The sequence below is a fragment of the Ruegeria sp. EL01 genome, assembly GCF_900313035.1.
Classification (GTDB): domain Bacteria; phylum Pseudomonadota; class Alphaproteobacteria; order Rhodobacterales; family Rhodobacteraceae; genus Ruegeria.
The window spans coordinates 1-5,979 of record NZ_OMPS01000028.1 but is presented as its reverse complement, the minus strand read 5'-3'; the positions used below and the strand labels follow the sequence as shown (position 1 = coordinate 5,979).

The following is a 5,979-nucleotide window of genomic DNA, read 5'->3' as shown; positions in this document are numbered from 1 at the left end:
GCGAAAGTTGACCGGCTATCACCGCCGAAGTCGCGCAGAGACGAAGATGCACTGCCTCAAACTCCTGGGCCAAGGCCTCATGGCCCGAGACTTCGACCGGCAGGTCGCTGAGCTACAGATCCGGATCGCGGTGCTCAACCGCTACACCGCTCTTGGCATACCCATCACAGAGCCCGTAGGATGAGTCTGTCCGCGGAAAGGGGAAGTGCGTTCAGACCCCGATTTGTGCAACAAAGCCCGCTAGAACCACATTTCTCGTGGCACGAGCACTTTGAAATGTACCCGTTCAGTGACAAAAGCTTCATGGAGAAAGCATGGTCCAAACTACCCCCTGAAATGCGCGGGTGATTGCATCAGAAAAACACGCTTTATGACCGTTCCATCGATTTTTTGCCAGCATACCCGACTTGCAAAGTATGACAGAGGTGCTGGCATTGGATCGTCAATTTTGAGGTTCGTCAAAATTTGCACGCGCCGTTGCTTTCTCTGCCAATACCTCTAGGCCTCATTAGGACGCAATAGTGGTCAACAATGCGCATCTGCTGCCCCAATATATTCCCGTAGCAAGGCCAGAGCCCGCGCGCTCAGACCAACACTCGCTTTCTTTCCCGCTAGAAAACAAGTCTTTCGTTATGGATCAGATGGACTTCGATGTATTGGAAGATGACGGTCTTACAGCCGTACTAGCGCCGCTAAGAGTCTCCATCCTACACAGCGATTTTCAGGTTCAGTTGGCAGATCGCCTACAAGCTATCGCCGATGACATCGCTAATGTGGATGCGATTAGGAAGCGTAGCCCCAAATTGGCTAACGCTGTGGAAGCGCATGCGTCAGAGATATTTAAGGGTGTGAACTCGTCAGAATTGCGCAAGACAGCAGATAGGCTCATCGCACTCAAGACGGAGATTTTCGGGCTAACAAACGCAGGCTCCGCGCACCGATTGATTGAGGAGGAGCGCAAGCCAGAAGTCGACGCTGAACTGTCAGTCGGAAAAGAAGGTCGCCTGCTGACGCGCATCCACGTGTACAAGGAACGGGACCGAGGACTGGTTAAGCGAGCCAAGGACCACTACCGGCGGATGAATGGCGGAAAGCTAGCATGTAGTGGTTGTGGCATGGTCCCAGTAGACGTTTATGGACCAGATGGAGAACGAAGTATCGAAGCCCACCACAAGACTCCAATTGAAGAGTTGCAACCTGACAGCGAGACTACCACAGCTGACTTAGCGATGGTATGCGCAACCTGCCACCGAGTTATCCATTCGAAAAAACCTTGCCTGACCTTAGAGGAACTGCAGGGCTTAATTGGGGATCACGGCAGACTTACTAACAAAAAAACATAGGTAATTTGGTACCCGCGGCCGGACTCGAACCGGCACGGCCTTCCGGCCCAGAGATTTTAAGTCTCTTGTGTCTACCATTCCACCACGCGGGCATGCGTGTCGGGCCTATTTCGGGCCTGAAAAAACCAGTAAGGCCACAAGGCCATGAATACAATGCGCTTTACGGGCGGAAGCGAAGGATTTTAAGTCTGATATGTCTACCATTCCATCACGCCCGCACGACGCGTCGGGCCTATTTCGGGCCTGAAAAACCAGTAAGGCCACGAGGCCGTGAATACAATGCGCTTTGCGGACGGAAGCGAAGGATTTTAGGTCTGATGTGTCTACCATTCCCTTGCGCCCGCATGATGCGCCGGGCTCGTGTTGGCCCTAACCACCCAGTCCAGGTACAAACCCGTGACAATAATTCAGTTTGCTGACGTATTGATTGGAATTCTGCATCGGTGCGTCCAACAGGGTTTCGCTCGGTTTAATGATACCCGACGCGTGTAGCTACTCCGTGAGACTTGAGAGACATCTAGTAGATGTGATGCTTTTTACGCAATACACATATATTGAATCAGTTCACCTAAAAACCTGAATAGGGCGAACCTTAGTTGCGGCCTCAACGGGGAGCAGGTCATCTGGATAAACGGGGGCGAAGAAATCGTCAAAACGTGGCCCGATTCACCGTTTGATCTGACCCATGTCAAAGTCGAGTGCGTTATGCATGCGTAGCATCGTGATCGGGTTCAATCAAAGGAAAGACCGGTCATGTTTCGTCTTGCCGCTGTGCTATATTCACTGATCGCAACCGCCATGGCCGGATCGGCCGTTGTTGCTGTATTGTCAGCCGGGCTGGTATCCGTCAACGCGATCGTATCAGCAGCCGCAGCAGGTGCCGTACTTGCCGTACCAGCGTCGTGGCTGGTTGCGCAAAAACTGTATCAGAGCAAAGCGTAGTCAGGCATTTAGAAATGTGCGGATGGCGGCCTCGAATTCGCGGGGTTTTTCGGCGTGCAGCCAGTGACCAGCACCTGGAATCTTGGCAAAACGCGCAGCGGGGAACAAAGAACGCACCTTCTCGCGATGCTCTGGCAGAACGTAATCTGACGCCCCTCCGGACAGAAAAAGGGCAGGGCCGTCCCACTTAGTCTCAAATTCCGGGAAGCCCATGATGTTTGGCATTTCATTTGCCAGAACATCCAGATTCAGAAGCCAGCGTTTTCCAGCAACATCGAGGGATTGGGTAAAGAAGCTCTGCAGCGCTTTTTCTACGCCCAGAGCGGCAAGCTGCTGTTCCGCGTCCGATCGTCGGCTAACCTGTGAGAAATCCACCGCGCGCATGGCTTCGATGAATTGAATCTGGCTGTGACTGTAAGCGACCGGTGCGATATCGGCGACCACAAGTTTGCGAACAAGCGATTCGTGTTGCAGCGCCAGCGCCATCGTGGCCTTGCCGCCCATTGAATGTCCAAGGACATCCGTCGGTCTGCCGATTTGGTCGATCACTTTGGCAATGTCATCCGCCAAATGGGGATAGTCATGCTGCGGGTTCCACATGCTGTTGGCATGATTGCGCATGTCCACCGCCACAACTTGACGTTCATCCGATAGTCTGCGGGCGATCACGCCCCAATTCCGGGCCGATCCATACAGACCATGTGCGATAACAAGGGGCGGGCGCGATGTAGGTTCGCCATGTACGATCGTGTTCAGCATATGCGCGTGATACAAGCCGCCGATTGAAACAGCCAGCCCCATTGTAGCTTATCGCGCCCAAGGCTAGATTACCGCGTCAGGAGGCCACCGATGTCGCAAGACCCAGATATTCAGACCCGAATCGCGCAGACAATTGCGCTGCTGAAAACCAAGCTGGGCGTGCGTGGCAAGACGTTGGCGGCTTCGGTTCGGCAGGCGAAGCCACGCTTGCCGCGACGGGTTTACAAACAAGCCATAGTGCTGGCGCAGGCCGAGCAAATGGCACAACATCCAAAACTGAGGCTGGTGTTAGATTCTCCAAAGCTTGTGCAGGCGTCTGAAGATGTGCAGGCGCATCTGGGATCTATCAATTTGGCGGATCGCAGACTGGGATGGTTCCTAGGTCTGCTTGGGGGGCTGGCCTTCAACATGTTGGCCTTGTCCGCGCTTGTTTTGGTGTTTCTTTGGTGGCGCGGCTTGATCTGATCGGGTGTTCTATCCTATGCGCTGATGAATGAACGCGGTTCAAGGCTGAGGGCGCAATGTCAACGAAATCCCAAATTCGACGCGAGCAGTTGCGTGGCAAACTGGTCGAAGCTGCCGAGGGTCGCATTGGACGTGACGGTCTCAGCGATCTCAGGGCGCGGGATTTGGCTAAAGATGCTGGGTGTGCTCTGGGTGCGATTTACAATGTGTTTGATGATCTGAACGCTATTGTTATGGCCGTGAACGGGCGCACGTTTCGGCGACTTGGGCAGGCTGTTGGCACTTCCTTTAACGGCAGCGAACCTCCGGTGGGGCGTTTGATTGTCATGAGCACCGCCTATCTGCGTTTTGCTGACGGCAACACAAACCTGTGGCGAGCGCTGTTCGATCTGAAGATGGCTGACGATGAGGCCGTGCCTGATTGGTATCGCGATGCGTTGAAGGGCCTGTTTTCCTATATTGCCGATCCTGTCAGTCAGCTGTTTCCTGATCTCGACAGGGTCGAAATGGACTTGATGACACGTGCCTTGTTTTCTTCGGTACATGGGATTGTCACCCTTGGTCTTGAAAACCGCATCTCTGGCGTGCCGCCGGAGCAAATCGAAAAGATGATTACCCAGGTTCTTTCACGAATTGGAAACAAATAGTTTCCTGAACGGTGTTCAAGAATAACTTGAACGCCGTTCATTTTGCTGTTACATCCATTTTATGAACGCTGTTCATGATTGGAGAAACACATGTTTGGCACTTTGAAGACCCTGATAAATGGTGCAAATGCCCGGGCAGAAGATCGTCTGCGGGACACCTATTCAATTGAGCTTATTGATCAGAAAATTCGCGAAGCAGAGCAAAACCTGAAGGCGGCTAAACTTAGTTTGGCGAGCTTGATCCAGAAGCAACGCAATGAAAATCGCCAAATCGAAGGGCTAAAAAGCCGCGTTGAAGATCTGATGGCTAGGGCCCGTCAGGCGTTGACGGATGATCGTCAGGATTTGGTTGAAAGCGCTGCGCAAGCCGTTGCTGATCTGGAAAACGAAACGACCCTGCGAACGCAGACTGTGGATCGGCTTGAAACGCGTATCCTGCAATTGCGGCATTCCGTACAGGCCGCAAGTCGCCGCATTCTGGATCTCAAACAAGGGGCAATATCCGCTCGGGCGGTAAAGCGAGAGCAGGGTCTTCAAAGGCGGTTGAACCGGCATCTTGGCGGTGACAGCCCAATCGACGAGGCTCAATCCTTGATCGAACGGGTGATGAATCAGGACGATCCATTCGAGCAATCGGAGATCCTGCGCGAAATCGATGCGGGCATGGACCACACCAACCTTGCCGCCCGAATGGAACAGGCCGGGTATGGCCCAAAAACCCGCGCGACTGCAGCTGACGTTCTGAATCGCCTTAAAACGCGATCCGACATCTGAATTTCAGTCCATCCAGATCAACTTTGAAATAGGAGACTTCCAATGAACAATCGTAATGAAAACGGCCTGATCCTGATGTTGAACGGTGCCGGAGTTGCCGTGGCTTACGCTCTGCTGGGTCTTTCGCTTTATCTGTCCACCGATGTGCCGTTGGCGACCAAAGGGTACTGGGGCATGGGTATCGTTCTTTTGACGCTTAGTCTGATTAACGTGGTTAAATACCGCTTTGATACACGTTCCGCAGAAGATCGGATCAATCGGATTGAAGAAGCACGCAACGAGAAACTCTTGGAAGATGTCCTGAAAGAGCCGTCTTCAGACACCTGATACCAACCGCGCCGTGCCCTTCAGGGTGCGGCGCTTGGCCCAACGATTTCAACTCATCCACGATGCGCTGAAAGGGGCGGGAGGCCGGTAATAAAACGGCGCCGAAGGGCGCCGTTTTCTGTCTTTTGCAGTCTCGATTACAAGTTAGGATAGAGCGGGAATTTGGCGCAGAGGTCTGCGACTTCGGCTTTGACCTTGGCTTCGACTTCGGCGTTGCCGTCCTCGCCATTGGCGGCCAGGCCGTCGACGACTTCGATGATCCAGTCGGCGATCTGGCGGAACTCAGCCTCGCCAAAGCCACGCGTGGTGCCAGCGGGGGAGCCCAGACGGATGCCGCTGGTCACGGTTGGTTTTTCGGGGTCAAACGGCACGCCGTTCTTGTTGCAGGTGATATGCGCTCGGCCCAAAGCCTTGTCGACGATGTTGCCGGTCACGCCTTTGGGCCGCAGGTCGACCAGGACCACATGGGTGTCGGTGCCATGGGTTACCGTGTCCAGACCACCCTTGATCAACTGATCCGACAGCGCCTGCGCGTTGGTCACGACCTGTTTGATGTAATCCTTGAACTCGGGCCGCAGTGCCTCGCCAAAGGCAACGGCCTTGGCGGCGATCACATGCATCAGCGGGCCGCCCTGAATGCCGGGGAAGATCGCCGAATTCACTTTCTTAGCGATATCTTCATCATTGGTGAGGATCATACCCCCACGCGGACCGCGCAGGGT

Annotated in this window: 7 protein-coding genes, 1 tRNA gene and 2 pseudogenes; 7 read left to right on the top strand and 3 right to left on the bottom strand. The window is 54.0% G+C overall.

Annotated elements, in window-relative coordinates:
* Positions 1–184: pseudogene (locus D9K61_RS11995) on the top strand (IS5/IS1182 family transposase); the annotation flags it as partial.
* Between the two features lie 448 nt (positions 185–632).
* Entirely contained in the window at positions 633–1,343 is a 711-nt protein-coding gene (locus tag D9K61_RS11990; protein ID WP_120633487.1) for an HNH endonuclease, read from the top strand.
* 6 nt (positions 1,344–1,349) lie between these two features.
* On the opposite strand, the gene D9K61_RS11985 is transcribed toward D9K61_RS11990, so the two are convergent.
* A tRNA-Leu gene (locus D9K61_RS11985) sits at positions 1,350–1,435 on the bottom strand.
* A 661-nt stretch (positions 1,436–2,096) separates the two neighbouring features.
* Between D9K61_RS11985 and D9K61_RS11980 the strand changes: the two genes are divergently transcribed.
* The gene (locus D9K61_RS11980) at positions 2,097–2,285 is read left to right on the top strand and encodes a hypothetical protein (protein ID WP_120633486.1); all 189 of its coding nucleotides are present in this window, start codon (positions 2,097–2,099) and stop codon (positions 2,283–2,285) included.
* Here the strand turns inward: D9K61_RS11980 and D9K61_RS11975 are convergent, their stop codons facing one another.
* A complete protein-coding gene (locus D9K61_RS11975) occupies positions 2,286–3,086 on the bottom strand; it encodes an alpha/beta fold hydrolase (protein WP_254055753.1) in 801 nt (266 codons plus the stop codon).
* Between the two features lie 48 nt (positions 3,087–3,134).
* Between D9K61_RS11975 and D9K61_RS11970 the strand changes: the two genes are divergently transcribed.
* The 4 genes from D9K61_RS11970 (at position 3,135) to D9K61_RS11955 (ending at position 5,257) form a co-directional block, all read left to right on the top strand.
* A complete protein-coding gene (locus D9K61_RS11970) occupies positions 3,135–3,509 on the top strand; it encodes a hypothetical protein (RefSeq protein ID WP_120633485.1) in 375 nt (124 codons plus the stop codon).
* A 56-nt stretch (positions 3,510–3,565) separates the two neighbouring features.
* A complete protein-coding gene (locus D9K61_RS11965) occupies positions 3,566–4,156 on the top strand; it encodes a TetR/AcrR family transcriptional regulator (protein ID WP_120633484.1) in 591 nt (196 codons plus the stop codon).
* Positions 4,157–4,246: 90 nt separating this feature from the next.
* Positions 4,247–4,930 (top strand): PspA/IM30 family protein, encoded by a 684-nt coding sequence (locus tag D9K61_RS11960; protein WP_120633483.1) that lies wholly within the window; start codon positions 4,247–4,249, stop codon positions 4,928–4,930.
* A gap of 42 nt (positions 4,931–4,972) precedes the next feature.
* Positions 4,973–5,257: a hypothetical protein gene (locus tag D9K61_RS11955; RefSeq protein WP_120633482.1), complete on the top strand. Its 285-nt coding sequence runs from the start codon at positions 4,973–4,975 to the stop codon at positions 5,255–5,257.
* 137 nt (positions 5,258–5,394) lie between these two features.
* Here the strand turns inward: D9K61_RS11955 and glyA are convergent.
* Positions 5,395–5,979, bottom strand: a pseudogene (gene glyA, locus D9K61_RS11950) (serine hydroxymethyltransferase); the annotation flags it as partial.

Coding starts and splice junctions, on each gene's coding strand:
- D9K61_RS11965 (WP_120633484.1), top strand. CDS start 3,566: ATGTCAACGAAATCCCAAATTCGACGCGAGCAGTTGCGTGGCAAACTG.
- D9K61_RS11960 (WP_120633483.1), top strand. CDS start 4,247: ATGTTTGGCACTTTGAAGACCCTGATAAATGGTGCAAATGCCCGGGCA.
- D9K61_RS11970 (WP_120633485.1), top strand. CDS start 3,135: ATGTCGCAAGACCCAGATATTCAGACCCGAATCGCGCAGACAATTGCG.
- D9K61_RS11975 (WP_254055753.1), bottom strand. CDS start 3,086: ATGGGGCTGGCTGTTTCAATCGGCGGCTTGTATCACGCGCATATGCTG.
- D9K61_RS11990 (WP_120633487.1), top strand. CDS start 633: ATGGATCAGATGGACTTCGATGTATTGGAAGATGACGGTCTTACAGCC.
- D9K61_RS11980 (WP_120633486.1), top strand. CDS start 2,097: ATGTTTCGTCTTGCCGCTGTGCTATATTCACTGATCGCAACCGCCATG.
- D9K61_RS11955 (WP_120633482.1), top strand. CDS start 4,973: ATGAACAATCGTAATGAAAACGGCCTGATCCTGATGTTGAACGGTGCC.